The organism is Vibrio sp. 10N.222.48.A3 (genome assembly GCF_041475345.1).
Taxonomy (GTDB): Bacteria; Pseudomonadota; Gammaproteobacteria; order Enterobacterales; family Vibrionaceae; genus Vibrio; species Vibrio tasmaniensis_A.
Genome location: NZ_JBFRVX010001257.1, coordinates 1 through 2,651 on the forward strand (window position 1 = coordinate 1; position 2,651 = coordinate 2,651).

Genomic DNA, 2,651 nt, shown 5'->3' on the forward strand with positions numbered 1-2,651 from the left:
ATGTGACACTGGTTTGACCTCAATACTTATGGCTAATTGCTGAGGTAATCAATTTGCTTTAGGGTGGATTGTTCACAACATTAACGTAAGGGATGTACATGTCTAATTTAACACTCACTGCTGCTATCGATAGCTTTTATCCGCCACACCGAACGTTAATGGGGCCGGGGCCTTCAGACATTTCTCCTCAAGTTTTACAGGCCTTAAGCCGTCCAACCATTGGTCACCTCGACCCGCTATTTATTGCGATGATGGATGAGCTTAAACAACTTCTTAAGTATGCATTCCAAACAGAGAATGAATTTACGATTGCTGTTTCTGCTCCAGGCAGTGCGGGCATGGAAACCTGTTTTGTTAATTTGATTGAGCCTGGTGAAAAGGTCATTGTTTGTCGTAACGGTGTTTTTGGTGAGCGTATGCGCGAGAATGTTGTTCGCTGCGGTGGTGAAGCCATCCTTGTTGATGACGAGTGGGGTAAGCCCGTTTCAGTTGAAAAGGTAGAAAAGGCATTGGCAGAAAACCCCGATGCTGTTGCTGTCGCATTTGTGCATGCCGAGACGTCTACTGGCGCGTTATCGGATGCTCAAGCTATTTCCGCAGTCGCTCGCCAGTTTGATGCATTGTCGATTGTGGATGCGGTGACATCATTAGGTGGTGTGCCATTGTTGGTTGATGAATGGCAACTCGATGCGGTTTATTCAGGCAGTCAGAAGTGTCTGTCTTGTGTACCTGGTTTATCTCCCGTGACGTTCTCTCAACGTGCTGTCGATAAAATGAAAGCACGTCAAGCTCCCGTACAAAGCTGGTTCTTGGATCAGAGCTTGGTATTAGGTTATTGGAGTGGAGAAGGTAAGCGTAGCTATCACCACACTGCGCCCGTGAACAGCCTATATGCTCTGCATGAGTCGTTGGTTTTGTTGAAAAATGAAGGCCTAGACAATGCGTGGTCTCGTCACTATGCGATGCACCAAGAACTTAAAGCTGGCGTAGAAGCTTTGGGGTTGGAGTTTGTGGTTGCTGAAGAGAGTCGCTTACCTCAATTGAATGCGCTTTACTTCCCTGAAGGGATTGATGAAGCCAAAATAAGAACGCAGCTGTTAGAAGAGTATAATCTTGAAATCGGTGCTGGGCTTGGCTCTTTGGCTGGTAAGGCGTGGCGTATCGGCCTAATGGGTTACGGTGCTCGTAAAGAGAATGTCGCTTTGTGCTTAAAAGCGTTACAAGACATTTTAAAATAACGGTAATAAATTGAAGTTTAAAAGAAAAGCGCACGAGAGAATGTGCGCTTTTTTGTGTCTAGGCTATAGGCTAAATGTCATTACAGCAAAATGACTCTAGATTCCTTGGCGTCATTTAGCTGAAGAAATGTTGTTTTCTGCTTCGGATATCTTCTTATACTGAACCTTGGAAAAGTCTCGATTTGGGAACAAGAAGCTCGCTTCACTGCGAATTTGTTCTGCCTTGCTGTGATCGCCTAATCCTTGATATGCGAGAATCAGGTTGGTGTAGAAAGCAGGCCTTGGCTTATTCTTTATGATTTCTAACGACCAATCTATATAAGGAAGGATCAGGCTAGGATCGGCTTTGTAGAGGCCGATATTTAGATAGGTACTGTACACATCCCAATCATAGCGATCTTTCCAGACTACGGGGTTCGTTACCTGCTTAAGAATGTCCGGGTTTTTCGGCTTAGACATTTCAAATTTAGTGAGTACATAATTGGTGTGTAAGGCACTCAGCATGTAAAAACTCACCAAGATAGGAACGACTAAGCTCGACACTCTGAATAGGATTTTACTTACGATACTAAACGGCTGCTGATAGTGGCGAGAAGTCCGTTGGTCGACCCAGTAAATCAAAATGATAAAGGTTATCCAGTGAATCGCCGAGTGGTAAAAAGGATACTCAAGCTGAGAATGTAAGAGCATAGGTATGAATAGCGCAAGTAGTGCTAGACGTGTTCCTTTCGCTGAGCTTGCTATGCGTGACATCACCAACATTGCAGCAATCAAGATCCCGATGATTGGTACTATTCCGCCTTCAACCCCCCAAAACAGGAACTCATTGTGTGGGTGATCCATTGAAGGAAGGCCGGGATGATAATTTGAGTTAAGTTGATGTTGGCGGGCTGTGTATAGCGTGTATTCGGATTCGAATTTTCCGTAGCCATAACCGGTAAATGGCTTTTCGATCATCATATCGAGCGCTTGTGGAAAGGTATAAGCTCGTGGACTTTCTAAGTTTGCTTTTTTACTGGCGAAACTATCAGTTGCACTGAGGCTGATTACCGAAAAGGCGACGACGATACCGACTACCACTGATGCACACCACCCGTAGAAGCGTTTCTTGGTCGAGAACTTGTATAGATAAGGCAGAATGCATACAAACCCAATGACGGCAGCCAACCACCCGGTACGTGATGCGATGATGATCAGCAAAGGTACGGTTAAGGCTGGTGTTAAATAAAGTAGAAGCGACTCGCTAATTTGGTGATTATATTTAGTTGGTTGCCTTGCTAAAAGATAAGCTGACAGCACAAAACCTGTAGCAAGAAAGCTTGCCATAACATTCGGTTGTTGGAATATCCCATAAGGTCTATTGGCCGCAGTGTTGTAGTCAAATAGGTTGCCAGGTTCTAATAGGAAATATTG

Annotated in this window: 2 protein-coding genes; one reads left to right on the forward strand and one right to left on the reverse strand. The window is 44.6% G+C overall.

The genetic code is table 11. The annotated features are described in order from the left end of the window. Positions 1 to 98 precede the first annotated feature (98 nt). Entirely contained in the window at positions 99 to 1,238 is a 1,140-nt protein-coding gene (locus AB4653_RS25465) for an alanine--glyoxylate aminotransferase family protein (RefSeq protein ID WP_009847873.1), read from the forward strand. Between the two features lie 111 nt (positions 1,239 to 1,349). On the opposite strand, the gene AB4653_RS25470 is transcribed toward AB4653_RS25465, so the two are convergent. Then, positions 1,350 to 2,651, reverse strand: a 1,302-nt coding sequence (locus AB4653_RS25470) for a PglL family O-oligosaccharyltransferase (protein WP_372105616.1), incomplete at its 5' end; no start/stop codon positions are given.